22 protein-coding genes are annotated in these 24,784 nt (G+C 61.7%); 11 read left to right on the forward strand and 11 right to left on the reverse strand.

Annotated elements, in window-relative coordinates; translation table 11 throughout:
* Positions 1–58: 58 nt before the first annotated feature.
* Positions 59–373 carry a hypothetical protein gene (locus BLR66_RS09545; protein ID WP_093284827.1) on the reverse strand — a complete coding sequence of 105 codons (315 nt, stop codon included), beginning with the start codon at positions 371–373 and terminating at the stop codon, positions 59–61.
* Between the two features lie 239 nt (positions 374–612).
* Here BLR66_RS09545 and BLR66_RS19200 point away from each other — a divergent pair, with 239 nt between their 5' ends.
* The 4 genes from BLR66_RS19200 (at position 613) to BLR66_RS09560 (ending at position 2,308) form a co-directional block, all read left to right on the forward strand.
* Positions 613–780, forward strand: a complete 168-nt coding sequence (locus BLR66_RS19200) for a hypothetical protein (protein ID WP_176943820.1) — start codon at positions 613–615, stop codon at positions 778–780.
* 118 nt (positions 781–898) lie between these two features.
* Entirely contained in the window at positions 899–1,249 is a 351-nt protein-coding gene (locus tag BLR66_RS09555) for a hypothetical protein (protein ID WP_143014605.1), read from the forward strand.
* Between the two features lie 74 nt (positions 1,250–1,323).
* Positions 1,324–1,743: a hypothetical protein gene (locus BLR66_RS18900; protein ID WP_143014606.1), complete on the forward strand. Its 420-nt coding sequence runs from the start codon at positions 1,324–1,326 to the stop codon at positions 1,741–1,743.
* A gap of 91 nt (positions 1,744–1,834) precedes the next feature.
* Positions 1,835–2,308 (forward strand): nuclear transport factor 2 family protein, encoded by a 474-nt coding sequence (locus BLR66_RS09560; protein ID WP_176943821.1) that lies wholly within the window; start codon positions 1,835–1,837, stop codon positions 2,306–2,308.
* Positions 2,309–2,751: 443 nt separating this feature from the next.
* Here BLR66_RS09560 and BLR66_RS09570 read toward each other — a convergent pair whose 3' ends face one another.
* Entirely contained in the window at positions 2,752–3,648 is an 897-nt protein-coding gene (locus tag BLR66_RS09570) for an AraC family transcriptional regulator (protein WP_093284850.1), read from the reverse strand.
* Between the two features lie 133 nt (positions 3,649–3,781).
* Between BLR66_RS09570 and BLR66_RS09575 the strand changes: the two genes are divergently transcribed.
* Entirely contained in the window at positions 3,782–4,537 is a 756-nt protein-coding gene (locus tag BLR66_RS09575; protein ID WP_093284854.1) for an SDR family oxidoreductase, read from the forward strand.
* Between the two features lie 158 nt (positions 4,538–4,695).
* Here the strand turns inward: BLR66_RS09575 and BLR66_RS19505 are convergent, their stop codons facing one another.
* On the reverse strand, positions 4,696–5,082 hold the full coding sequence (locus BLR66_RS19505) for an excalibur calcium-binding domain-containing protein (RefSeq protein WP_343123921.1): 387 nt from the start codon (positions 5,080–5,082) through the stop codon (positions 4,696–4,698).
* A gap of 265 nt (positions 5,083–5,347) precedes the next feature.
* Between BLR66_RS19505 and BLR66_RS09585 the strand changes: the two genes are divergently transcribed.
* Both BLR66_RS09585 and BLR66_RS09590 read left to right on the forward strand, forming a co-directional pair.
* Positions 5,348–6,874: a S8 family serine peptidase gene (locus tag BLR66_RS09585; RefSeq protein WP_176943822.1), complete on the forward strand. Its 1,527-nt coding sequence runs from the start codon at positions 5,348–5,350 to the stop codon at positions 6,872–6,874.
* A gap of 501 nt (positions 6,875–7,375) precedes the next feature.
* Complete coding sequence (locus tag BLR66_RS09590) at positions 7,376–9,175, forward strand: Ig-like domain-containing protein (RefSeq protein WP_176943823.1); 1,800 nt, start codon at positions 7,376–7,378, stop codon at positions 9,173–9,175.
* Positions 9,176–9,505: 330 nt separating this feature from the next.
* Here BLR66_RS09590 and BLR66_RS09595 read toward each other — a convergent pair whose 3' ends face one another.
* The 6 genes from BLR66_RS09595 to lexA form a co-directional block, all read right to left on the reverse strand.
* Entirely contained in the window at positions 9,506–10,411 is a 906-nt protein-coding gene (locus tag BLR66_RS09595) for a XamI family restriction endonuclease (protein WP_143014607.1), read from the reverse strand.
* A gap of 1,816 nt (positions 10,412–12,227) precedes the next feature.
* Positions 12,228–12,812 carry an alpha-ketoglutarate-dependent dioxygenase AlkB family protein gene (locus tag BLR66_RS09605; RefSeq protein ID WP_176943872.1) on the reverse strand — a complete coding sequence of 195 codons (585 nt, stop codon included), beginning with the start codon at positions 12,810–12,812 and terminating at the stop codon, positions 12,228–12,230.
* Between the two features lie 20 nt (positions 12,813–12,832).
* Entirely contained in the window at positions 12,833–16,015 is a 3,183-nt protein-coding gene (locus tag BLR66_RS09610; protein ID WP_255402398.1) for an error-prone DNA polymerase, read from the reverse strand.
* Entirely contained in the window at positions 16,012–17,424 is a 1,413-nt protein-coding gene (locus tag BLR66_RS09615; protein ID WP_093284884.1) for a Y-family DNA polymerase, read from the reverse strand. Before BLR66_RS09615 ends, BLR66_RS09610 begins: the two co-directional genes overlap by 4 nt.
* A gap of 9 nt (positions 17,425–17,433) precedes the next feature.
* Positions 17,434–18,045 (reverse strand): translesion DNA synthesis-associated protein ImuA, encoded by a 612-nt coding sequence (imuA, locus tag BLR66_RS09620; RefSeq protein WP_093284888.1) that lies wholly within the window; start codon positions 18,043–18,045, stop codon positions 17,434–17,436.
* The gene (gene lexA / locus BLR66_RS09625; protein ID WP_093284893.1) at positions 18,045–18,653 is read right to left on the reverse strand and encodes a transcriptional repressor LexA; all 609 of its coding nucleotides are present in this window, start codon (positions 18,651–18,653) and stop codon (positions 18,045–18,047) included. Before lexA ends, imuA begins: the two co-directional genes overlap by 1 nt.
* A gap of 340 nt (positions 18,654–18,993) precedes the next feature.
* Between lexA and BLR66_RS09630 the strand changes: the two genes are divergently transcribed.
* Together BLR66_RS09630 and BLR66_RS09635 are read left to right on the forward strand one after the other, a co-directional pair.
* Positions 18,994–19,734 carry a DUF2306 domain-containing protein gene (locus BLR66_RS09630; protein ID WP_176943824.1) on the forward strand — a complete coding sequence of 247 codons (741 nt, stop codon included), beginning with the start codon at positions 18,994–18,996 and terminating at the stop codon, positions 19,732–19,734.
* Between the two features lie 195 nt (positions 19,735–19,929).
* Positions 19,930–20,385, forward strand: a complete 456-nt coding sequence (locus BLR66_RS09635) for a PA2169 family four-helix-bundle protein (protein ID WP_093284902.1) — start codon at positions 19,930–19,932, stop codon at positions 20,383–20,385.
* Positions 20,386–20,749: 364 nt separating this feature from the next.
* On the opposite strand, the gene BLR66_RS09640 is transcribed toward BLR66_RS09635, so the two are convergent.
* Positions 20,750–21,667, reverse strand: coding sequence for an alpha/beta hydrolase (locus BLR66_RS09640; protein WP_093284906.1), 918 nt, complete (start codon positions 21,665–21,667; stop codon positions 20,750–20,752).
* A 175-nt stretch (positions 21,668–21,842) separates the two neighbouring features.
* On the opposite strand from BLR66_RS09640, the gene BLR66_RS09645 reads away from it, so the two are divergent.
* Positions 21,843–22,523, forward strand: coding sequence for an alpha/beta fold hydrolase (locus BLR66_RS09645; protein ID WP_093284910.1), 681 nt, complete (start codon positions 21,843–21,845; stop codon positions 22,521–22,523).
* Between the two features lie 248 nt (positions 22,524–22,771).
* Here BLR66_RS09645 and BLR66_RS09650 read toward each other — a convergent pair whose 3' ends face one another.
* Positions 22,772–23,683 (reverse strand): AraC family transcriptional regulator, encoded by a 912-nt coding sequence (locus tag BLR66_RS09650; RefSeq protein ID WP_093284913.1) that lies wholly within the window; start codon positions 23,681–23,683, stop codon positions 22,772–22,774.
* Between the two features lie 105 nt (positions 23,684–23,788).
* Between BLR66_RS09650 and BLR66_RS09655 the strand changes: the two genes are divergently transcribed.
* A complete protein-coding gene (locus BLR66_RS09655; protein WP_093284916.1) occupies positions 23,789–24,535 on the forward strand; it encodes an SDR family oxidoreductase in 747 nt (248 codons plus the stop codon).
* The last annotated feature ends 249 nt before the right edge of the window (positions 24,536–24,784 follow it).

Here is a 24,784-nt window from a genome sequence, read left to right on the forward strand (position 1 = left end):
CATGAAGGTCCTGTACTTTGTTGCTACCTGCTACCTGCTACCTGCTACCTGCTACCTGCTACTCATGCTTTATTTTCTCGGACATGTGCCAGCAATAGTTGCAGAGGCCGCCGTTATCCGTAGCAGCATACATCTCAGACCACGGCACAGGTGATTCGCATCGAGTGCACCCATCTATGGTGTAAACATCGAGCACATCACGTTTGAAAACATACCGCTGCTTTTCGGACAGGGAGTTTACACCCTTGTCGATAACTAGCTTGGTGATTCCTTCCGTGGCTTTCTCAAGAGATTCTCCATTGAGAACTTCTTGTAGAAAGTCATTAAAGCCGTCGTCTTCCATATGATCATTGTGTCCCATAGCTCCTCCCATTAGTTCTGTTCCAGCCCCAAGCATGATGAGGCTAAAACCGTAGGCTGGGTTGGTTCTCCCAACTCCCTCTAGATAGGGTCATCTGCCTTCTATCGGACAGCACAAACGCCACCCTGGCTGACACCGGCATCGTCCGCTTCCCCCGCGACCGCCTAGACGCCCTGTCCGGCAATGCCCAGGAAGAGAGCGAAGCCTGCCTGGACCGCGCCTTCCTGCTCCTGCGGCTCATGGAGCACACCTTGCACAACGGCTGCCCGCCCGACCCCAGCGAACTGATGACCATGGCCCAGCACATCACCCACCTACTGCAAGACCACCAACGCTGGCACACCCTCGCCGACAACGCCGCCTACTACCGCGACCACCCCCAAGTCGCCGCCCGCATTGCCGCGCTGCAAACCTCGTAAGAGGGGTCTAGCGCAGCGGCTTATGTCGTGAAGGCCAAGCTTGATTGACGGACCTCCCAGGCCACACCCACAATCCGCGCTACACCCCACTTTGGGGTCTAATCGTAGTTGGCCCTCAATGGATCATCGCGCAGCAATCCTTGCCAAACTTGCCAGTTTTGATGAGCCAACCGCGCCTCTAATCGACGAGCTTCGGTCCATGGGCTGGGATTGGACTGGTGAGCCACTGCTCGTGCTTACAGCGGAGCATTTTCTGACCGTCATGGACCGGTTCTTGTCCGGTCGACTTACCGCCGATCAGGTCGAGGAATGGGCCGAGAACCTAGAGCAACGAGAAGACGTAGGATTTGCCTCAGGCAAGGAGGAGTTGCTTGATGAAATGCTCTTTTTCTTGGCCAACCCGTCGATCAACTATGGGATCACCCAAGAGAGCGTTAGTCGGCTCAGGCAGCGTCTGCTTGAGGGCTAACAGTTCATTCAAGCCGAAGCCGCTTCGCGACTCGGTTTAATTCAGGTGTTAGGCCTCGGAGGAAAGTCCCCATCATGCGAATGTTCGTTCTCGCAATCATCATGGCTCTATTGATCCCATCCCAATCGGCATGGGCTCAACCGCTATCCCAAAAGGCCGCCGTAGCCCTGGCGGAAAAATTCATCGCGGAGAACGGCTACACAAAGGCCGCGCCAGACCGGATAAAGCAGCAACTTGTCTTTGAGTCGATTGAGCTAGCCCCAACCCGGGACGAAATGCTAAGGCGCCGGTACAACACACTTCAGCCCAAGGCCATCGGAGCAAAGGAGGGGCGGAAAAGCTCCAAGGCTGGTTGGAGTATCGCCTTCGATTACGTCTCTGTTTCCCGCGGCGACCAAGATATGTGTCGCGTCGTGACCATGAATGCCGATGGTTCAGATATCCGCATCGAGCATGTTGATGGTTTCCGCAAGGCCTTCGCTGGCTTCAACTAGCCGAGGCCTAACAGTTCATTCAAGCCGAACCCGCTTCGCGGGCCGGCTTGATTCAGGCGTTAGGTGCCACACCACACATCTCGGAGGTCACATGCTAAAAGCACAACTAGCCACCACCATTGCTTTCGTGATGTGTTGCAGTAGCGTTCAAGCCGAAACGACGGCCAAGGCGACTTGCGAGCCCACAGCGGAAGGTAGTCGTAACCTCGTGGTCTCCTTCTACACACAAGCGCTGATTGACAAGCAGGTTCGGGCAGCGTTCGATACGTATGTCTCTCCCGACTTCGTAGAACACAAACCGGACGTACCCAACGGCAGCAGATCCGCTGTAGTGGACTTCCTCGAGGGGCTGGTTACGGAACTTCCAGGCGCTCGATGGGAAATTCTTCGCACAGTGGCGGAGAAAGATCTTGTATTCCTCCATGCTCGGTTTTCCCCGGCGCCTGGCGCACCTCCCTATGCAATCGCAGACGTGTTTCGTGTTGATAACTGCGCCATCGTCGAGCACTGGGACGTTGTTGGCCCACCTCGTGACGGCATGCCGAACAAGAATTCCCGTTTCTGAGGCATCGCAACGTGGCGCCTGACAATTTGCTCAAGCCGAAGCCGCTTCGCGGCTCGGCCTGATTCTGGCGTTAGGCATTTGAATCATGGGGATGGCGGCTTGGGTTTGTTTTGATTGTCGCGCCGCGGTGAGGCGAAACACCCAATACCTTGGCGAGGTTCCATGCCCTATCTGCGGCAAGCTCTGCAGCTACCTCGGCTACAAGATTCCGGTCCCACCAAAGAGCAAGCGCCGGGAGTGGTCTGCGCTTCACCAGCAATTGGCCCGTGAGCGCTCGGAGCGAGAGCTGGCCGCGAACGAGGCCGTCGTCCGTAGCAGACACGACCTGGAGCAAGAGATCGCCAGGCTTGAGGCAATGCCGCCTAACGAGGGGCGCGCCAAGGCGATCCGGTTGCTCAGACACCGCCTTTCCGGGTCAAATTCCTAACAGTTCATTCCGTAAGCTACGCCGCCGCGCTCGCCCAGTTCCTCACCGCCTCCATATCCTTCCCGGGCGGCAAACCGAACATCCGGCCATATTCACGCGTGAACTGCGGGACGCTCTCGTAACCCACCGCAAACGCCGCACTGCTTGCTGTCCGGCCTTCGGACATCATCAACCGGCGCGCCTCAATCAGACGCAACTGCTTCTGGAACTGCATCGGCGACAACGAAGTCACCGCACGGAAATGATGGTGGAACGAAGACGGACTCATGCCGGCCGTCGCCGCCAGCCGATCGACAAGCAACGGACGGGCGAACTCCGCGCGCAGCAAGGCGACCGCGCGCCCCACACGCCGCGCATGGCCATCCGGCCACCCCAGCCGACGAATCGCCGCGCCATGCTTTCCTTCCAGCAGCCAGTAGTGCAGCTCGCGCACCAGCTGCGCATGCAGCACCGGGATCGACGCCGGGCGATCCAGCAGACGCATCAACCGCAGGGCCGCGTCAGCGACCTCCGCATCGGTGGGCTCCACGCGCACCGGCGTGCCGTCGGCAATGGTCGCTTCCTCCTTCATCTGCATCGCCAGGTCGGCGATCACCGCCGGATCCAGCTCCAGCACCAGCGACAGATAGGGCGTATCGGCACTGGCGCTTGTGATCTGGCTGACGGTCGGCACGTCCGCAGTAATCAACAGCGAATCGCCGGCGCCGAAGGAGAAGGACTGCGTGCCCATCGCCACCTGCTTGCTTCCCTGCAGCACCAGGCACACCAGCGGCTGTGAGATGGCGTGCAGCAGACCGCTGGGTGTGACCGAGCGGATGGTGGTCAGGCCCGGAATGGGCGTCTGGGCAACGCCGGCGGGATCGGCATACGTCTCGACGTACCGGCGAACCGCCTGGAGCAGCGTGTGGGTCATGCCGTGATCGTAGCGATACTGGAGCGGTACGCAAACCTTGCTTGGAGGAAAAGGTAAGGATAGGGGAGGTTCCGGTAACGACCGCCGCGCCCTTGGCAGGGATCATGGCGCTCCCTCTTACAGGAGCTGCCAAATGAACAAGATCGCCATCGTGACCGGTGCCAGCCGCGGGCTTGGCCGCAATACCGCCCTCAACATCGCCCGCAAGGGCGGCGACGTCGTCGTTACCTACCAGAGCAGGGCCGAGGACGCCCAGGAGGTGGTCGCGGAGATTCAGGCAATGGGTCGCAAGGCCATCGCCCTGCAACTGGATACCGGCGATATCGCCAGCTTCGCACCGTTCGCCGAACGCCTGCACGCGGCACTGCGCGAAACCTGCCAGCGCGAAACTTTCGACTACCTAGTGAACAATGCCGGACACGGCGACTACGCCCTGATCGGGCAGACCACCGAAGCGCAGTTCGACGCACTGGTGAATGTCCACTTCAAGGGCGTGTACTTCCTTACCCAGACACTGCTGCCGTTGATCGCCGACGGTGGCCGCATCGTCAACCTGTCGTCGGGCCTCACCCGCGTGTCCTACCCCGGCTACGCCGCCTATGCGGCAGTGAAGGGTGCGGTCGAAGTGCTTAGCGTCTACATGGCCAAGGAACTGGGTGCGCGCGGCATCGCGGTCAACACGGTGGCGCCGGGCGCAATCGAGACCGACTTCGGCGGTGGCGCCGTCCGCGACAACCCGGAGATCAACAAGATCTTCGCCGGCATGACCGCACTTGGCCGCGTCGGCCTGCCGGACGACATCGGACCGATGATCGCCAACCTACTGTCCGAGGACAACCGCTGGATCAACGCGCAGCGGATCGAAGTATCCGGCGGGCAGGGTATCTGATCGGGTCGCAGGGTGGGTCGAATGTAGACACCGGAAAGGACCCCGTGGAGGGCCGTAGGCTGGGTTAGCTGCCGTAGGCTGGGTTGGCTCCATCAACCCAGCGCCTTTACCCAAAGCCCGCGAATTGCTGGGTTGATGGAGCCAATCCAGCCTACGCGCTATCGCCCCCTGTACGGCTCGCACCCAATTCCATCATTGTCCCGATCAAGATGCGGCCCATACCCAGGCTCGCCTCGCCTGACCGGCGCGGCGCCTGCGGCTCGTGCTTCGGAACAGTTTGCGTAAGCGCGGCCTCCGGATGATCGTGCAGGTGTCGCGTAGTTCGCGGGCGCTGACTGATTCGCGGGCTGATATCTCCGTTCAACTGGCGCCGAGCTACTGCCGCGGTGGCAGTGATAGCCGCCGTTCTTGCGATCGTTGTGGCAGCCGTCTTTGTTCAGCCCACCGCCGTGCGCCCAGGCATTACCCGCCACGGCAAATAATACAAGCAGCATCAAGCCAATTAGTTTCATCGCACCTCTCCCACCATTACCAACGCAAGACATAGGCCAGTTGGCGATATGACCGCTGCGCGGCGATCGGGCAGGCGGGTGTGAATTATTTACGTGTCGCAAAGCGTCACATTGCGCGATTCCGATGCAAGGCGGCCCACTGGCTAGCCAGTGGATTTGTGATCGCCCTCTCGGCAACTAAGCGTCTCTCAGCCCAGTTCTGGAACGGACGAACACAGTAAATTGACTTGTCGATGGGGTTCATACCGTGTCGATCGCCATGCAGGGTTGCATTGGCCGTACTTCAACCAAACGAGGGATGACGATGAAGATCAGATGGATTCTTGGAAGCCGATGGTCCGGCACGGTTGCGCTCGCATGTCTGGGGCTGTGTATGACGGGCACAGTACTGGCGCGTGAGAAAGCGCAAACCGAGCGATTAGCGCATCAGGAGAGCTACGACCAGTTTATTGTCAGGTACAAGGAAGGCACAGCTACCGCCAGTAGCGACAATCTTCTTCGATCCTCGATAGACAGGGCGGCAGCAAGGCTGTCCAACGCACTCGGAAAATCGGTTAGTGCGTCCAAGGTGAGAAGAATGTCAGGTTCTTCCGATGTCATCAGGACCAGCAGGCTACTGGACCGAGTCGAGGCTGCCATGCTGATGCGGCAGTTTGCAGAGGACCCGGACGTAGTACATGTGGAGCCGGATCTGACCATCAGTGCGTTGGCCGATACCAACGATCCCTACTTCACCGCGCAATGGCACTTGCAAGGAGGCGTTGCAGCCAATGGCACCAACGCGAAGTTCGCCTGGGATACCGCTATCGGAACGGGTATCGTCATTGCGATCATCGATTCGGGATTCACAGCGCATCCCGATCTGGACCCCGCACGCATTGTTCCGGGTTATGACTTCATAACAAACACCGTAATCGCCAAAGACGGCAACGGACGCGATTCCGATGCATCAGATCCAGGTTCCTACTCTCAAGGAATCATCCTGGAATGCCCGAGTGAACTGTTCTGCAACACTCTGGGGGACTCGACTTGGCATGGGACCAGAGTCGCAGGCGTCGCTGCAGCGACGGGCAACAACGGGTACGGCGGTGCCGGCGTAGCCTACGGTGCCAAGCTCATGTCCGTCAGAGTGTTGGGCAAGGGAGGCAGGGGAAAACTATCGGATCTGGTCGACGCCATAAAATGGGCCGGTGGCGTCGCTGCTGCAGGACTTCCGCCTTTACCGGCCGTCGCGAATCGGCCCAAGGTGATCAATCTGAGTCTTGGATTCTCCACCGCCACTGCATGCTCGGTTGAACTGCAGAACGCCATCAATTTGGCTTATGCGCAGGGCGTTACGGTGGTGGCAGCGGCAGGAAACAGCTCCAGCCTGTCCGACTCCGAGCCAGCAAAATGCGAGAACGTAATCTCGGTCGCAGCAACGAACAATCTCGGGGATCGCTCGGATTTCTCAAGCTATGCCGATTGGATCACCATCGCGGCACCCGGTGGGCAAGGCTATGATGGCGATGCGGACGACATCCTGACTACTTCCAATAGCGGTTGGGATGGGCCCATAGCCCCCAATTTTTACGAGGCGGCCGGAACGTCGATGTCGGCGCCTCAGGTATCGGGGGCGGTCGCCATTCTCCTGTCACACGCGGCAGCCCGTGGCAACTGTGGCCTCTCGCCACTCCAGATCAGAAGCCTGCTTATGAATGGTGCACGACCATTCCCCGTAGCCCAGCCGGCCGATAAGAAAATTGGCGCCGGAATCCTGGATATCAGCCACTCGCTATTCGAGATAAGCAGGGTGTGTGACGTGATGATTCCTCCAAACCCCTGATCCTGTTTGCAGGTGCGGTACGCCTGCGGGCATACCGCACCTTCTTGGATTCCTCGTAGGAGGGATTGAGGGTAAGGCCGTAGGGTGGGTTAGTTCCATCAACCCAGCCTACGCACATCGCGGAACGCCTCATGCGGCATGCGCATGACTTTCGATGACCCTGGCGAGACAAGAACGGTCATCGCGGGACACCCGCGCGACACGATCGTAGAACCACGCGGACTTCGATGCAGGACAGCATCTTTCGTAGCGTGACGACTACAGCATTTCCGGAAATGCACAGCTTGACGCAAGGGCGATCGCGCACCACAGTCGGCGGCGCCGATAGCGTTGCACATGCATGCAGCGCACTCCACGGATCAGCAACAGACCGCAACGCTCTTGTCGTTCTTGCCTGAGGGAACAACCGCGCCGCCGCAGCTTTGCGGTGCGTCGCGTGAACGGCCCGCGCCTACGCGCCCGCCCCTGTCCCTATCCACCAGGCACCTGGAGAACGCACTCATGAGCATCAGATTGACGAACGGTTTGCTGTGCGGCTTGTTGCTGGCAGCATGCATATCGCCCGCGCAGGCGCAGAGCGTCAGCTGCACGGGCATCGCCGAATGGAACGCGTCCACCATCTACAACCCGGGCGACAAGCTCGTCTATCAGGGTCGGCTGTACCAGGCGGCCACGACCATCTGGAATGCACCGCCCACGCACTGTCCCAGCTGCGGCTGGTACCAGGACCTGGGCGTCTGTGGCACCGGCACCAACACGCCGCCGACGGCGACCCTCACCGCACCGGCCAACGGCGCGACCTTCAACGCAGGCGCCAACATCACGGTGTCGGCGAACGCCGCCGATGCCAACGGCACCGTCACCCAGGTGCAGTTCTTCCGCGGCACCACTTCATTGGGAATCGATACCACGTCCCCCTACAGCGTGACCTGGGCCAATGCGTCCGCGGGCAACTACGCCATAAAGGCGGTCGCCACCGACAACGCCGGCGCCACCGGCACTTCCGCGACGGCCAATATCACCGTCAACACCGTAGGCACGCCCGACACCACCGCACCCAGCGTACCGACCGGACTGGCGGCGACGTCGGTGACTTCCTCCAGCATCAACCTCAGCTGGAACGCCTCCACCGACAACGCAGGCGGCAGCGGCATCGCCGGCTACGACGTCTACCGCAACGGCACGCTGGTCGGCTCGCCTGCCGGCACTTCCTTCAGCAGCACCGGCCTTGCCGCCTCCACGGCCTACAACTTCCGCGTGCGCGCCCGCGACAACGCCGGCAACGCCTCGGCGCAAGGCGCGCAGATCACCGCGACCACCAGCGCCGGCGGCGGTTCCAACGACCTGCCGCGCCATGCGTTGGTGGGGTACTGGCACAACTTCACCAATCCGTCCGGTCCCACGATTCCGATCAGCCAGATCTCCAATGACTTCGACGTCATCGTGGTCGCCTTCGGCGACGATGCAGGCAACGGCAACGTCAGCTTCACGGTCGATCCGGGCGCCGGCAGCGAGGCTCAGTTCATCGCCGACGTGGCCGCGGCGCGTTCTCGCGGCAAGAAGGTAGTGCTGTCGCTGGGTGGCCAGAACGGCACGGTGACCCTGAACAATTCGACGCAAGTCGCCAACTTCGTCAACAGCATGGAGGACCTGATCCGGTACTACGGTTTCGACGGCGTGGACATCGATCTGGAAAGCGGCGCGGGCGTCTCCCACGGCGCGCCCGTGCAGACCAATCTGGTCACCGCCATCAAGCAGCTCAATACGCGCATCGGCCCGTCGTTCTACCTGTCGATGGCGCCCGAGCACCCTTATGTCCAGGGCGGCTTCGCCGCGTACAGCGGCATCTGGGGCGCTTACCTGCCGATCATCGATGGACTGCGCCAGGAGCTGGACCTGATCCACGTGCAGTACTACAACAACGGCGCACTGTATTCGCCGTATAGCCAGAACGGCCTGGCCGAGGGTTCGATCGACATGCTGGTCGGCGCCAGCCTGATGCTGATCGAGGGTTTCAGGACCAACAACAACACCGGCGTCGTGTTCAATGGCCTGCGGCCGGACCAGGTGGCCTTCGGACTGCCTTCGGGACCCTCGTCCGCCAACAGCGGACAGGCGTCGTCGGCCACGATCGCCAATGCCTTGAACTGCCTGACGCGGCTGCAGAGTTGCGGAACCATCCGGCCCCAGCAAGCCTATCCCACCTTCCGCGGCGTCATGACCTGGTCGATCAACTGGGACCGTCGCGACGGGTTCAACTTCTCGCGGCCGGTGCGGGCGACGTTGAATACCTTGCCCTGACGGATCGCGAAAAAGTTCGGGACAGGCAACGCTCCGCTTGTCCCGGAACCCCACTGTTCCCGGCGCCCCTTGTGGGCGCCGATTTATTCGGAGAGGCCTCTCCGATCCGAAGCTCAATCACCATCACGCGTGACATGGGTGGGTTGAAGAGGCGTAGGCAGGGCTGGCTTCACCAATCGAAAAAGGGGAAAAAGGGGGTCAGAGTACATATCTGTTTCAAGCAGATATGTACTCTGACCCCCTTTGTTTTTCCCCTTTGTTTCCTTTGCTTCTTTGTTCCGTCGCGAGTACTAGAAGCCGCTCGCCCGACGTATTGGTAACATCATGCTTTTACTTAAGCTGCGTCGATAACCATTTGTGAAATTCGGGCAGGTCGTGTGACCAAAAGACATGTATTCCAGCATCTGACAGGCGTTGCACATCGCGTGGATGGATTACGCCCTGGAGTAGTGCTGCACTCTTGACAAAGCTGCCCCAGTGACTAGCCCAGGCGCCCGCCTTTTTTATGACGTCGTTTATCCGCTTTACAGAGTTCGTTTCGTCATTGGTTACTTTGCATTCCATTGCAAGAACGTAGGTATCGGATAAGCCGCATGCTATATCCACTTCCTGAGACGTAGCAGTGTTAGTTGCGAATCGTGTCTTGTGCATGAAATGGCGAGGCGGAACGGCGGCTCTTGTATCAATTAATCTGCTGGGATCCCTCGTCCAACCGTCTGCTAAAAGAAGGTCAGCCACAGCGTGTTCCTGCTCGGCGGCAAGTCGGCTGCGTCGAGCAGTCGAGATTTTTTGTTGTGCCATGAGGGTGGATATAACCCGCAAGACTGTGATCACGTCGCGACGCGAGGGCGGCCTAGCTCCCGCAAGCCATTTAACCAAACCTTGATCCAGCCGCTTGGTTATAACTGTCTCCATAGAGCTTGCGATGGGCTCGCTAACTCCCTTCGGCTTAGTCTCGGAGGATTTTTTCCATGTTGGACAAACTAGTGCGAACTGATCCTGGCTCAATGGAGGCGCGAGAAGTTGTCTATAGACAAGATTATGGGCGCCGCTTAGGCGTAGGCCACCCTTTATATCAGTAAGGTATTTGGACGCTCTAAGGGCGTCTGCAACCAGCTTACGTGCTTGTTGCACGGCATAGTGCCAGTCAGCCATTGCTTCGATTGGATTCAGATTGTCCAAATAAAGCTGGCGTGCTCGCTCTGCATTCTCAATGTGTTTTTGATCAACGCTCACGCTCCACCATTCGCTGATCTGCTATTTGCCGTCCTTGAAGTCCGTCGCTGTGGCGCTTCCCGCCGCGACTGGCCATTTGATGCCTCTTCCCGTTTTGTGTAACTCACATGGTAGGCAAGCCTAGGGGGAAGGGGCAGTGGCTCCTTAAATGACGTGACATGGCCTTCACGATCATTGGTGTTGCGGATGTGCGGCAGTATTGCTTGACCTATGGCTTGTGCAAGTCGAGGCGGAACGGCATTTCCAATAAGCCGGTACTGCACCTGCATGGAACCTTTGAATTCCCAAGACGGCGGAAAGCTCTGAATTGCAGCACACTCGCGGGGACATAGGCGTCGCAATCCGTGGACTTTGTCTCGGATCCAATCCTGCTGAGCGCTTGCAGTAACCGTGCGAGCACTCTGCGTTGGGTCAGTCACAAATGCGCCCTGCTTATAGCCCCAGTGTCCTCCAGGCCTTGTCCGCTCTGCTTTCCCCTGGCTCTTAACGCCACTACCAGGCGCAATACTCTCGAGGTCGATAGCCATCTTTCCTGATGGGCGAATAATTTCGATAGGGGCAAGCTTGCCCACGGAAGTCAATGCGCTACTGAGCGGCAGCCAACTCAGCAGGCCTGACGACCCATTAACTTTGGAATGAGTGGGTTGTGGAAACGGTGGCGGGTCTCCGCTCCGATATCCGATCACTAACAGCCTGACACGACGCTGGGGTACACCGAAGTCAGCTGCATTGAGTAACGACACGGTTGTTTGAAATCCGGCGTTCAATAAGTCTCGTCTGACATGGTCAAGTGCCGAGCCAGGAATTCCATCCGGACCCCTTGCAGTTAGGAGCCCCCGTACGTTCTCCATCAGCAGCCAGCGTGTATCTAGCTCATTGGCTAGTCGGACGAACTCTTCAAGAAGGCGTCCCCTAGGGTCGTCAAACCCAAGTTGGCGTCCTGCGCTGCTCCATGACTGACAAGGAGGGCCACCCGCAAGAAGGGGGGCATCACCTCTGGACAAGCCTGCTTTGGATAGAATCGATTTTGCTGTTAAGGAGCGGACGTCCGCGCATTCTATAAAAGAATCTTCAAACGCCCGCTTTCCCTTTCCGATGCTGTGCCCGGTGTTTGCCTTAAGAGTCTCTACGGCGAATGGGTCGTTATCGGACGCGTAAGCATTTTTCCAGCCAGCCATCTCCAGGCCGAGATCTAGGCCGCCGCCGCCTGAAAATAGCGAGATATATCTCAAGTCGTGCCGCTCCATACTATCTACCATTTCTATGATTATTGAATGCGCTGCGGGATCTTCACGATGCGCAAGCTCTACGCTTTCGATCGACCACACCCATCACTCGTCAAGTCTTCAGCGCAAGGTGGCTCCGGCTAGTGCGGCTATTCCTATCTAGGCGCGGGGTGGGCTTGCTCCAAGAATGCCCTTATCCGTCGATTGGGGCAATGAGTACATTATCTAGAGCAAATCCCAAGGTTTGAGACCGAAAATCGAGCAATTGTCTAGCGCAGGGGCCGGCGCAAGCCGGAGGCGGCCTCAATCGGCGGAAAGATCCGTAGGGTGGGTTGAGCACGGCGGTTTCGACAGCTAAGCTGAAAACGGGGTCAGAGTGCCTTTTCCAAGTCCAATCCAGCCGAGGTCTTGCCATCCGGCTTTTTTGGCCATGGCACCAACAGAAAACGAGGTCAGAGTCACTTCCAATGCCTGAGAAGAGTCCCAGACCGTTTTCTTTCAGGGGTAGCTACCGCCGTCCTGGTTGAGATGCGCAACAGAGATGCAGCGGTGGTCAGCGCTACACCTGACTGGACCGTTCGTCCCTTCCATCAATCCTTCTGGTGCCCACCCGGTCGTACGCGGAAAACCGCGCTGATCCGCGACCCTTGCAGCTTCTTCGTCTTAGGAATGCCGTGCTCATGGCTGAGCTGGGAGGCATGGCTCATGCAAAGCAGGCTGCCTGGTTCCAGATCAATGGCAATCGCGCTGCGGTCGCCTGCCTTGGCCCGGATCAGCATTCGGCGCGGATCTCCCAGCGACACCAGCGCGATGGGATACGGCTTGGTCAGCATATGCAGCTTGTCGCTATGCATGGCCACACTGTCGTTGCCGTCGCGGTAGAGGTTCATCCCTACGCCGTTATAGGGTGCCGGCGCGATGGCCTGCACACGAATCAGCATGTCCATCAATGGCAGATCCGGCGGAAACGCCTCTCTGCGATACGAGGCCAGCAGCCTAGGCACATCCACCACACGGTCGTACATGGGCCGTTGCAGATGCGTCCAGGCAGCTTTCGCATGCAAAGTGGCGAACCACTCCTGCGCCCGCGCGGCATCCACGAATCCAGGCCAATAGCGGATTCCGCCTTCCGCATCGTCCACCAGCTGCATCATCGCGCCAGCGAACAAGTCCAGCGAGAACGCCCCGGCCAGCATCAGTGGAAATCCCGCGAAGTAGTGCGCAGGCTGCCCAGCATTTCGCTGAGGTCCTGCATGTCCTGGGCGATCAGATGGGCCACGCCGTCGACCTGCTCCCAGCGCCCGCGCACCGCCAGCAGCGTGGCGCCCAGCAGCGCCTTGCGTCCGCGCTGCGCCACGTGTTCCCACACCACCACGTTGACCATGCCGTGCTCGTCTTCCAGAGTCACGAAGATGGTGCCGCTGGCCGTCTGCGGACGCTGCCGGTTGGTCACCAATCCCACCGCGTGCACGCGGCTGCCGTGGCGCTTGTCGATCAGATCGCGCGACCCCAGCAACCGGCGCGCGCGCAATGTATCGCGCAACAGCGATAGCGGATGCGCCTGCAGCGTCAGGCCAAGCGCGCGGTAATCGGACAGCACCTCTTCGCCCATGGCCGGTGCCGGCAATGCGATCGGCCGCTCTTCAGGACTGCCGGGCAGCAGCGGACGCTGGCGTTCGATGCCGGCGACGATCCAGCGCGCCTGGTTGCGGTTGCCCGCCAGGGATTGCAGCGCGCCGGCTTCGGCCAAGGCATTGCGCGCCTTGTCGTCCAGGCTCGCGCGCAGGCACAGGTCGGCGATATCGTGGAACGGCTGCCGCTGGCGCGCGCTCATGATGGCCAGGGCCGCTTGTTCGGACAGGCCGCTGATCTGGCGCAATCCCAGGCGTATCGCCGGTTGCTCGCCCTTGTCTCCTTCGATGCACAACGATCCGCGCCCCAGTCTGCCTCCCGTCAGGATGTTGTCGTAATCGCTGCAGGTCACGTCCACCGGCAGGAACTCCACCGCCGGCCGTGACTTTCGCCCGCGCCGCGCATCCTGCACGATCTGGCTGGCCGGATAGAAGCCCATCGGCTGCGCATTGAGCAGCGCGCAGGCGAACGCCGCAGGTTCATGGCGTTTCAGCCAGCAGCTGACGTAGACGAGTTTGGCGAAGGACGCGGCGTGGCTCTGCGGGAAGCCGTAGGAACCGAAACCCTTGATCTGTTCGAAAATCTGATCGATGAAATCCGAGGTGTAGCCCTTGGCTTCCATCAGTTCGCGAATGCGGGCCCGGTGCGGCTCCATGTCGCCGCCTTGCTTCCAGGCGGCCATCGAACGGCGCAGGTTGTCCGCTTCGCTGGGGCTATAGCCGGCGTGTATCACCAGCTCCATCACTTGTTCCTGGAACAGGGGAATGCCCAGAGTGGGTTCGAGAATCTCCCGGACGCCTTCGGACGGATAGTCGGGCTCCTCTTTGCCCATGCGCCGGCGCAGGTAGGGATGCACCATGCCGCCCTGGATCGGTCCGGGGCGCACGATCGCCACTTCCACCACCAGGTCGTAGAAGGAGTTGGGCTTGAGCCGCGGCAGCATGCTCATCTGCGCGCGCGATTCGATCTGGAACACGCCTACCGTGTCGGCAAGTTGGATCATGTCGTAGGTGGGCTGGTCGCCTGGCGGCACGCTGGCCAGCGTCAACTCGTAACCGCGGTGCTCCTTCACCAGTTCGAACGCCTTGCGCAGGCAGGTCAGCATGCCCAGGGCCAGACAGTCGACCTTGAGCAGTTTCATCTCCTCCAGGTCTTCCTTGTCCCACTGGATGATGGTGCGGTCGGCCATGGCGGCGTTCTCCACCGGCACCAGATTCCAAAGCGGCGTATCGGAGATCACGAAGCCGCCCACGTGCTGCGACAGATGGCGCGGGTGTCCGTGCAAGGCTTCGGTCAAAGCCAGCACGCGCAGGATCAGCGGATTCTCCGGATCGAACCCCGCCTCGCGCAGGCGCTGGTCCATGGGTGTTTCGCCATTGCCCCAGCCATAACAGCCCGATAGCAGCGTGATCTGGTCCGGCGGCAGACCGAAGGCCTTGGCGACATCGCGCAGCGCGCTGCGTCCGCGGTAGCGGATCACGGTGGCGGCGAGCGCGGTGCGTTCGCGCCCGTATTTGTTGTAGACGTACTGCAGCACTTCCTCGCGGCGTTCGTGCTCGAAATCCACGTCGATGTCCGGCGGTTCGTTGCGTTCCTCCGACAGGAAGCGCGCCATCAGCAGGCGGCTCTCTTCCGGATTGACCGAGGTGATGCCAAGCGCGTAGCAGACGGCGGAGTTGGCGGACGAACCGCGCCCCTGGCAGAGGATTCCCAGGCTGCGCGCATGGCGGACGATGTCCTCGACCGTGAGGAAGAAGGCTTCGTACTTGAGCTTGGCGATCAGGGCCAGCTCGCCTTCGATGGTTTCGACCACCTTTGCGGGCACGCCTCCGGGCCAGCGTTCGCGCAAGCCCGCCAGGGTCAACGCACGCAGATGGCTGGCCGGTGTTTCGCCAGGGGGCACCAGTTCGGCGGGATAGACGTAGTCCAGCTTGCGCAGATCGAAAGTGCATTGCCGGGCGATGCCCACCGCGTTTTCCAGCAAGGTGTGCGGATGGATATTGCCCAGCGCGCGACGGCTGCGCAGATGGCGTTCGCCGTTGCGGAACAGATGCGCGCCTGCATCGGCCAAGGTCATGCCGTGGCGGATCGCGGTCATCGTGTCTTGCAGTACGCGCATGCGCCGCGTATCCATGTGCACATCGCCGGCCGCGACCGCGGGCAAGGACAGGCGTGCCGATAACGCGAGCAATTCCTGCAGGCGTTGCGCGTCGTCGCGGTCGCGGTGCAGTTCCACCGCCAGATAGGCGCGCGCCCTGAAGGTGTCGCGCACCCAGGCGCCCTGTTCCGCCGAAGGGCTGCGACCGGGCAGCCACAAGGCGAAGATTCCCGGTACGCCCTCCGTGTCGGTATGGGCTTCGAAATCGGCGCGGGTGATCAGATACTCGCCCTTGCCGGCGGCACGGCGCGCTTGCGTGATCAGTTGGCAGAGATGGGTGTAACCCTGTTGCGTCTGTACCAGCAATACCAGCCGCAAGCCGTCTTCCAGTTGGAATTCGCTGCCGACGATCAGCTTGATACCTGTTTCTTCCGAGGCCACCAACGCGCGGACAATGCCGGCCAGTGAGCATTCGTCGGTGATGGCCAGCGCATCGTAGCCGCACTGCGCGGCACGGGCGAACAGCGCTTCTGCACTGGCGGCGCCGCGCAGGAACGAGAAATCCGACAGGCAATGCAGTTCGGCATAGGCAGGCAACGGATCGCCTGGATCGTTGGCCGCTTCCAGTGGCACGCGGACGAACTTCATGCGAACCATCCATGCAGCATCCAGCCATCTTGTCCGCCCGGCGGCGCGAACGCCCAGGCGCGCTGACCCTGTGCGGTTTCCAGCACGTAATAGTCGCGGCGTGCGTCCTCGCCATCCCACCAGCCGCTTTCCAGCCGTTCCGGGCCGGAAACGATGCGCAGGCCATGTCCACGCAACGGCACGGGATGCGGCAGCAGCCAGGCAGGACGTGGCGGCAATACCGGTTCGATGGCCGCTCTGCCGTCGTCGCGACGCCAGGCACGCTCCGGGCGTGGATCGCCGGCCGGCGCGACGCGGTACACGGCTTCATCGCCCAGCCGCGCGCGCAGGCGTTCGCGCAGTTGCGGCCATGGCAGGGTCTGTTGCGCGCGCGTGTCGAACAGGTCGCGCGAAGCCGGCACGAACGGCGGCAGTTCGCGCGCCAGCAGGCGCATCGCCACCACGGGTTTGGGAATGGAGACGCGTTCCAGCCGGTTGCGGGTGAGTTCGAACAGCATCGCCGGTTCGCGTTCTGCGGCCAGCAGTCCTACCTCGACATCGGTATGCGCGCTTTCTTCATGCTCCAGCCGCAGTACGAAGCGCTGCACGCCGCCATCGCGGATGGACAGATAAGTGCAAAGGTCGTTGACCAGACGGCGCAGCGGAAACAACAACGGTGGGTGGTGTTCGACTTCGTAACCCAATTCCACACGGCTGTCGAAGTGGTCCGGCGGCGCGTAGTAATCCAGCGGGTCGTCGGCCTCGCCATACAGGCGGTCCACATGCGCAAGCATGTCCAGGCCAAAACGCCGGCGCAGGCTGTCGCGGGGCAGCGCACGCAGCGCACGCAGGTCGCGCACGCCCATGCGGTGCAGGCGCTCGCCACTGTCGTCCGGCAAGGCGGCACGGCGCACCGGCACCTTCGCCAGGATTTCCTGCATGGCGGGCGCAGAAGTCACCGCCATACCGTCGCGCAGTCCCGCCAGCACGCGGGCTGCGCGCGGCGTGGGCGCCAGCGCGATGCGATGGGCGAATCCCAGCGCAGTCAGTTCCTCGCGTAGCCGCGCCTCGAAACGCGGCCATGGCCCCAGCAGCTGGAAACTGGCGCGCGCTTCCAGCACCACGCAGCCCGGCCACTGCGCGCTGACCAGCGAACTGTGGCGGTAGGCCCACGCGGCGAGGAAACGATGCCAGCGGGCTTCGGCCTGTGCGTCGTGTTCCACCGTGGCCACGTCGGCCAGCAACGCATGCGCGGCGGACAGACGCATGCCCGGGGACAGACCCGCCTCGGCCGCCGATGCGTTGACTGCGTACAGGCTGCGCAGATGCGCCGGGCCGGTGACCAGCGCCAGCGGTTTTTCAGGGTCAGGCAAACGCCGGAGGACAGAGTCCAGCGCCAGCTGCGGCAGCAGTATGCAAGCCCACAACATGCGCGCGGCTCAATGCGTCGCCAGCGCGAAATTGCGCGAAGGCAGTTGTCCGCCACGGCACTTGCGCACATGCCAGGCGCCGTCCGCCTGCTCCAGACGCAAGGCGGCGGGCGAAGGATTGGCGAGGTGTTTGCGATCGCGGAAAGCGAAGCCCAGGCAATCGCCGCTGTCGGCGGCTACCTGCAGGCGGCGCAACGATTGCGCCTCTGCTTTCTGCGGCCAGCCGAGCACGGCAGCGCAGGTGCCGCTGCGCAGGCATTGTTCGAACGCCCACAAGGCGTCGCGCGGTTGCGCTTCCACGATTTCCAGATGCGCCAGCTCCACACCGGCCGCCTGCCATGCCGGCGCATAAGGAATGTACGGCGGCGCCACCACCACCACGGTACCGCCGGCCTGGGTCATGCGCGCGAGGGTGGGGAACAGCAGTTCCAGTTCGCCCACGCCATCGGCGGGCAGCAGCAGTTCGGTCAGCGCGCGGCGCGGCCAGCCGCCTTGCGGTAGCAGGGCGTCGAGTGGCGCATGGCCGGTGCTTTCGCCTTCCACAGCGAGGGCGGCGGTGCGGCCGGCACGCCACAAGGTCTGTGCGGCGAGCAGGGTTTCCAGGGCGACGACCGCGCCCATCAGCCTTTCCTGACCAGTCCGCAGTAGACGCCTTCGATGGCGAAGTCCTGGTGCGGTTCCACCACGATGGCGGCGTGCGCGGGATTGCGCGGCAGCAGGCGGATGTTCTTGCGGCCGTGTTCGAAACGCTTGATGGTGATCTCGCCATCCACGCGCGCCACCACCACCTGGCCGTTGCGCGCTTCGGAGGTGCGGTGCACGCCGACCAGATCGCCGTCCAGGATGCCATCGTCGATCATGGAGTCGCCCTGCACTTTCAGCAGGTAGTCCGGCTTGAGCGAAAACAGGGTGCGGTCCAGCCACACTTGCTGGTCCAGGCCGATGTCCGCGCCGATCGGAGAGCCGGCCGCCACCCGGCCCAGCACCGGCAGCGACACCAGTTGGCCCGGCCCGCGCCCGCCGACCAGGCGGATGCCGCGCTTCTGGCCCGGGGCCAGTTCGATCAGGCCATCGGCGACCAGGGCCTGGACGTGTTTCTGGGCGGCATTGCGCGAAGCGAAACCGAATTCTTCGGCGATCTCCGCCAGGCTGGGCGCGCGTCCGTGGCCTTCCACCTGGTCACGGAGGAAGGCCAGTACGGCGGCGCGTTTGGGGGGTAGGGTATCCATGGGTGTACATTTGTACACCTTTCGGTCGCATTAGGCGAGATCGGGCTGTCCAGGCCTGCTAGCCGGGCCGGGTGGCGCCGGCGGTTGACGGCGCGCCAGATCCGGCGCTCATCGGCACCGGCAACGAGGTTATCGACGCACCGCAGAGCAGTTCGCGGTCACGCTCCACTGAGGAACGATCCTGACTATCGCATCCGCATTGGCCCAGAGCGCCAATAGAACGATAAGGGCATGGGCTTCATACATCCGCGGGCAGCATTCGGGCCATGCCGTACCGCCGTGCCGGATGGGGTCGGCCAGCGCTTGTGTATGCTTTGGCCAGGCATGGCCTGAGGTGTATATGCATCGCGCAGTCCAACAGGGCGCTTCACCCATCCACGTTCGCCTTCGTCGCCTTGGCTGGGCAGTCGCATGGCTCGCACTGGGGCTGATCAGCCTCAATTTTCTGCTGACCGTCTACGGAAAATATCACCATCCGGATCCCGATTCATACACCATGTTCTGGTCGCGGCGAGGGTGGCTGTGGACCCATCTGGCCGGTGGAGCAATGACCATTGTCCTCGGCCCGCTCCAATTCTTGACCCGATGGCCGCGAGCCTATGCGCGCCTGCACCGCTGGATCGGCCGGACTTACATGGTCGCCATGCTCATCGCCTGCGCAGGAGCCACGGGGCTCATCGCCACGTCATTTGCTCCGTTCGAAATCCGCTCGGCGTTTGCCGCAACGGCGTTGGCGTGGTTGACGACTGCCTTGTTCGGAATGGTTGCGATACGCGGCGGAACTGTATGGAAACACCGGCGTTGGATGATTCGGAACTATTTGGTGACGCTCTCCCCGATCACTTTCCGACTCCTTCTTCAAGCTCAGCTAGCGATGGGCTTGGCTCCATCGCCGGAGGCGATCGCAATCCTGCTCTGGCTGAGCTGGCTGCTTCCGCTGCTCCTCTACGAAGGCGGGTATCGCATCGCTGGCCTCGTTCGTGCTGGATCAAGCCGGCCCACTGCAAGGGCCGGCGTTAATCCCGGCCTTTCCGACGATGCGTTACCGTCGCCCGTATTCGACAGCCGTAGGATGGATTGAGCGTAGCGGTTTTCAACAGCGAAGCTGGTCTACCCAGCTGAACTACCCGCACATCATGCGGAAAACGGTCGTGAGTCCTGCGCAATGCACAGGTACGGATGTTCCTGCAACGTGACGACTGGGGACGACGGATTGCACGCCGTGTTGATGCCCGATGGTCGAAGATGAGCGTCACATTGGAGGAGCATCGAAAAAATGAACGTGAACACCGAGACCCAGCACAGCTTGAACGACCTGATCGAGATCGCACGCGACGGTGGCGATTTCTACACCGAAGCGGCTGGCAAGGTGGAGGACAGCGAACTGTCCACATTGTTCGGCCAGATGGCGTCGCACAAACGCGACATCGTCGCCGGCCTGAGCGCCGACGTCACCGCGACCGGCGGTGAGCCCGCCGAACACGGCACCATGGTCGGAACCATGGCGCAGGCCTATACCGATGTCCGTGCGGCCCTGGGCGACACCAACTATGAATACGTGTCCCAGCTTGAAGAAGCGGAAGATCGTCTGATGGCCGCCTTCAAGGACACGATCGACGACGACGACACGCCGGCAGCGGCAAAAGCGTCGGCGGAAAAGTACATGCCGCGCATAGTGGAGTGCCATAACATCATGCGCAGCCGCAAGGAGGCGATGAAAGCCGCAAGCTGAAATTACCGCCAGAGCACGACCCGCTTCTGCATTGAGAAGGCCCCGCATTGCGGGGCCTTTCTTGATTCAACTGATCGACTATTGCCGCCTGGTTCAATCATCGCCAGTCCGCATCGCCAGCGGTCACCAGCTTCGGGAAAAGCAGTCCTTCAGAATGAACCCTTCCCCCGCTTGCGGGGGAAGGTGCCCGGAGGGCGGATGGGGGCAGCTCTTGATCGTATTCCAACGCAATAGGCTTAACTTCAACTCAGTCTTGATGCGAAAAGCGCCCTCATCCGCCTTTGGCACCCCGTATCAAGTACGGGGCAGGCTCTTCCCCCGTAAACGGGGGAAGGGCTTCTTCGGTCAGTTGGTCAGCTCGTAGTTACTGCGCGGGCGTCGGTTTCCAATCGCCGAACAGGAAAGTCAGCGCACCAGGCAATCGCTTTTCCCAGGCGGCTTCGGTGTGCTCCGCATCCGGATCAATGACCACCCGGAAATTCGTTTCGTCATAACCGGCGGCGTGGAAGTTCGATTCGACCTGGCGCACGAACCCGATCATCTTCTGGCTGATGTACGGATCCGACGCCTCCTTGCCGCCGAACGCAACGAATACCTTCCTGGGCATGGCCGCCAACGGACTGGTATCGCGCACCAACTGACCCATGCCGACCCACAGCACCGGGCTTTCGATCAGGCCATAGCCGAACGCGTTCGGCTTGGCCAGCAAGGCGTAAAGGCTGGCGACGCCGCCGTAGGACGAACCGCCAATGCCGGTGTTGGGCGCGCCTGTCAGCGTGCGGTACTGGCCGTCGACCAGCGGCATGACTTCCTTGGTCATGAAATCGGGAAACTGCTTGCCGGCCGGTTCGTCCATGTCGGGGTTGCCGACGAAATCCTTGTACGGCAGGTATTCGCGCGCACGGTCCTTGCCGGCGTGATCCACGCCCACCACGATCAGCGGCGGGATCTTCTTGTCCGCGACCAATTGCCGCACCGTTTCGTCGGCGCTCCACTCGTGGTGGCTGACCTCGCTCAGGCACGCGTCGAAGACGTTTTGTCCATCGAGCAGGTACAGCACCGGATAGCGGCGATCCTTGTTCGTGGCATCGCCATACCCTGCCGGCAACAGCACACGGATCTTCCGCTCATTGCCGAAGATCTCGCTTTTCAATGCATGCACATGCAGATCGCCAGCAGCCGTTGACTTGCACGCCTCGGCCGCCGCTGCCGTCTGCGCCCGGGCCGCGCAGGTGGCCAACAAGCTGGCGCACAGGGCGAAGCAGATCAGTATCGTACGCATCAGTGTTCCTCCAGTTTCATTCCGTATCGTCGGGCCCACATTCTTGAAGTCCAAGTCCCGGACCAAGGTGGGCAGAGGTCACTTTAAGGTGTCAGGGACAGCTTATGACGCGGAAAATCGTTCCTGATACTCTTTTCAACCGAATCAACGACCTTGGGTGCAAGGATTCGCGAACATGACGACCTTCGTGTTGATCCATGGCGGCGGTGATGTCGGCTGGTACTGGCATCTGCTGGAGGCGGAGTTGCGTTCGCAGGGGCACGATGTGGTCGCTCCCGACCTACCGTGCGACGACCCCTCCGCGGGACTGGATGAGTACGCGGACGCGGTGGTCGAGGCTGTCGGCAGCCGGAGGGATCTGGTGGTCGTGGGCCAATCGTATGGCGGCTTCACCGCACCGCTGGTAGCCGCCCGACTGCCGACCGACCTGCTGGTTCTGCTGGCTGCGATGATTCCGGCTCCAGGGGAGACCCCGGAGGACTGGTGGGCCAACACCGGCTACAGCGAGGCCTCGCGGGAACAGGCCAAGCGCGATGACGGAAAGACCGGCAACGACGATCCGCTCGTCAGCTATTACAACGGCGTGCCACGCGCCCTGGCCGAAGAGGCGTTGCGCAGGGCGCGCGATGAGTCGCCGACTGCCTGGCGTACGCCGTGGCCGCTGGACGCGTGGCCGGAGGTGCCGACGAAATTTGTGCTGTGCAAAGACGACCAGTTTTTCCCGGCCGACTTCCTCCGCCGGATTGCGATAGAGCGCCTGGGCATCGCCCCCGACGAGATTCCCGGTTGCCACTGCGTTGCGCTCAGTCATCCGAAAGAGCTGGCCGACCTCTTGATGAGTTACATCGCCGGCTAGAGCCGTAGGCTGGGTTAACTCCATCAACCCAGCGCTTTTAGCCTGCGACCGCGAGATGCCGGGTTGATGAAACCAACCCAGCCTACTGTGCTGCGTCCGCGCAACACTTGGCGTTGAGCTCGTTGACGCGAATGCGTTGCTCCCAAGAAAAGGGCCAGAGGGAATATCGGTTTTAAACCAATATTCCCTCTGGCCTTTTGTTGGCGCCTTTGTTTCGACCCCGTTGCCGCATTTCCACCACGCCGATATCAGGCGTGGTTGTGCGTGCCCGACTGCGAATACCGACTCGGCGCCATCCCCACATATCGCCGAAACGCCACACTGAAAGCGCTGCCCGATCCATAACCCACGCGCTCCGCGATCTCCGACGCGCGCAGTTCGCCTTGGTGTAGCAACTCTTTGGCGATCTGCATGCGCCAGGCAAGCAGGTATTCCATCGGCGCCACGCCAACGGTGCGGGTAAAGCGCTCGAAGAACGTCGAACGCGACAGCGCGGCGGCGCTCGCCAGTTGCGCGACCGTCCAGGGGCGTTCGATGCGCGCATGCATCAGCGTCAGCGCCATGGCCAGACGTTCGTCGCCGAGACCCCTGAGCAATCCAGGCGGGGCGCTGCCGGCGGTGGTCGAGCGCATGGCTTCGATCAGCAGCAGTTCCACCAACCGCGACAGCGCCGACTCGCGGCCGGGCCGGATCGTGGTGGTCTCCTCGGCCACCATCGCCACCAGTTGCGCCAGACGCGTGGAGCCACGCACATGGACCACGGCAGGCAACAGCGAGACCAGCAGGGCCGGGTTGCCGTTGTCGAACAGGAACGCACCGCCGAGCGAACGCAGGTCCGGTGTGCCATCCACTTCGCCGTAGCGCACCTCGCTGCCGTCGCTGGGCAAGGCGTCCGGATCCCGCAACACGGGCGGGGGCGGATCGTCGCTGGCCAGAGTGAAGGCTGGGGTGGTGGGTAGCAGGATGAAATCGCCGGCGCCGATTGCGAATGGCGCGTGGCCGTCGATAGCCAGTTGGCAGCCGCCTTCCAGGACGACGCAGAAGCTGGGCTTGCCGTATTCGGCATAGCGCACGGCCCAGCGACCCTTGCCGCTGATGACGTTGGCGAATGCGGCCCGCGGATGCAGAAGGCCAATGACCTGGGATAGCGGATCGCTCATAGCCGGACTATCGCTAAAACAATGCGGACGTTTGACTATCGATCATCCAGAGCGCGCGGGTCAAGCTTGCCTCCTCGACCCGCTAACCATCCAAGGAGCCACCCCATGAATACCGCACTGATCACCGGCTGCTCGTCCGGCTACGGCCTGGCCACCGTCCGCCACTTCCATGCGCAGGGCTGGCAAGTCATTGCCACCATGCGCCAACCCCGCACCGCCTTGTTCCCCGCGTCGGCCGGCATCCGTGTGCTGCCCTTGGACGTGACCGATGCCGACAGCATCGCCCGGGCACTGGACGCAGCGGGCCCCATCGACGTGCTGGTCAACAACGCTGGCCTTGGCCTGTTCGGCGCATTCGAGGCCACGCCGATGGCGACCGTGCGCGACATCTTCGAAACCAACACCTTCGGCACCATGGCGATGTGTCAGGCGGCCATCCCGCGCTTCCGCGAACGCCGCACAGGCACCATCGTCAACGTCACTTCCAGCGCCACGCTTGCGCCGTTCCCGCTGGTCGCGGCGTATACGGCCAGCAAGACCGCGATCGAAGGCTTCACCGAATCGTTGGCGCTGGAACTCGCCGAGTTCGGCGTGCGCGCGAAGCTGATCGAACCCGGTTATTGCCCCGACACGCGCTTCGCCGACAACGGCGCCGCACGCATGCAGGGTCTGATTACCGAACCCTATGCGCCATTCGCGGGCAAAGTCTTCGCAGGCTTCTCGCAACTCGACGCTACGACCCGCCCGGACGAAGTGGCTGAAGCGGTGTGGCAGGCGGCGAACGACACCTCCGGCCGCCTGCGTTTTGCAGCAGGCGCCGATGCGGTTGCGTTGGCCAAACACCCTTGTTAACTAAAACGAAAAAAGGCGAAAAAGCAAAACATAAGGAGTCAAACAAATATGTACTCTGACTCTTTTTGTTTGTCGTAGGCTGGGTTAGCTCCATCAACCCAGCGCTTTTAGCCTGCGACCGCGAGATGCTGGGTTGATGAAACCAACCCAGCCTACCGTGCTATCCAACCCATCCTACGGCACATGCCCGGCAGGCGCCGGCCGTCCTAGACTGGCAAACAATCCATGGCGAGGTCGGCCGCTCCCGTT

The sequence above is a fragment of the Pseudoxanthomonas sp. CF125 genome, from assembly GCF_900104085.1.
Classification (GTDB): Bacteria; Pseudomonadota; Gammaproteobacteria; order Xanthomonadales; family Xanthomonadaceae; genus Pseudoxanthomonas_A.

Excerpts from the sequence above, each read along its gene's own strand:
- BLR66_RS09640 (WP_093284906.1), bottom strand. The coding sequence starts at position 21,667 with ATGCGTACGATACTGATCTGCTTCGCCCTGTGCGCCAGCTTGTTGGCC.
- BLR66_RS09590 (WP_176943823.1), top strand. The coding sequence starts at position 7,376 with ATGAGCATCAGATTGACGAACGGTTTGCTGTGCGGCTTGTTGCTGGCA.
- BLR66_RS09650 (WP_093284913.1), bottom strand. The coding sequence starts at position 23,683 with ATGAGCGATCCGCTATCCCAGGTCATTGGCCTTCTGCATCCGCGGGCC.
- BLR66_RS09585 (WP_176943822.1), top strand. The coding sequence starts at position 5,348 with ATGACGATGAAGATCAGATGGATTCTTGGAAGCCGATGGTCCGGCACG.
- BLR66_RS09630 (WP_176943824.1), top strand. The coding sequence starts at position 18,994 with ATGCATCGCGCAGTCCAACAGGGCGCTTCACCCATCCACGTTCGCCTT.
- BLR66_RS09560 (WP_176943821.1), top strand. The coding sequence starts at position 1,835 with ATGCTAAAAGCACAACTAGCCACCACCATTGCTTTCGTGATGTGTTGC.
- BLR66_RS19505 (WP_343123921.1), bottom strand. The coding sequence starts at position 5,082 with ATGTCTTGCGTTGGTAATGGTGGGAGAGGTGCGATGAAACTAATTGGC.
- BLR66_RS09545 (WP_093284827.1), bottom strand. The coding sequence starts at position 373 with ATGGGAGGAGCTATGGGACACAATGATCATATGGAAGACGACGGCTTT.
- BLR66_RS18900 (WP_143014606.1), top strand. The coding sequence starts at position 1,324 with ATGCGAATGTTCGTTCTCGCAATCATCATGGCTCTATTGATCCCATCC.
- BLR66_RS09570 (WP_093284850.1), bottom strand. The coding sequence starts at position 3,648 with ATGACCCACACGCTGCTCCAGGCGGTTCGCCGGTACGTCGAGACGTAT.
- lexA (WP_093284893.1), bottom strand. The coding sequence starts at position 18,653 with ATGGATACCCTACCCCCCAAACGCGCCGCCGTACTGGCCTTCCTCCGT.
- BLR66_RS09575 (WP_093284854.1), top strand. The coding sequence starts at position 3,782 with ATGAACAAGATCGCCATCGTGACCGGTGCCAGCCGCGGGCTTGGCCGC.
- imuA (WP_093284888.1), bottom strand. The coding sequence starts at position 18,045 with ATGGGCGCGGTCGTCGCCCTGGAAACCCTGCTCGCCGCACAGACCTTG.
- BLR66_RS09610 (WP_255402398.1), bottom strand. The coding sequence starts at position 16,015 with ATGAAGTTCGTCCGCGTGCCACTGGAAGCGGCCAACGATCCAGGCGAT.
- BLR66_RS09655 (WP_093284916.1), top strand. The coding sequence starts at position 23,789 with ATGAATACCGCACTGATCACCGGCTGCTCGTCCGGCTACGGCCTGGCC.
- BLR66_RS09555 (WP_143014605.1), top strand. The coding sequence starts at position 899 with ATGGATCATCGCGCAGCAATCCTTGCCAAACTTGCCAGTTTTGATGAG.
- BLR66_RS09645 (WP_093284910.1), top strand. The coding sequence starts at position 21,843 with ATGACGACCTTCGTGTTGATCCATGGCGGCGGTGATGTCGGCTGGTAC.
- BLR66_RS09615 (WP_093284884.1), bottom strand. The coding sequence starts at position 17,424 with ATGTTGTGGGCTTGCATACTGCTGCCGCAGCTGGCGCTGGACTCTGTC.
- BLR66_RS09635 (WP_093284902.1), top strand. The coding sequence starts at position 19,930 with ATGAACGTGAACACCGAGACCCAGCACAGCTTGAACGACCTGATCGAG.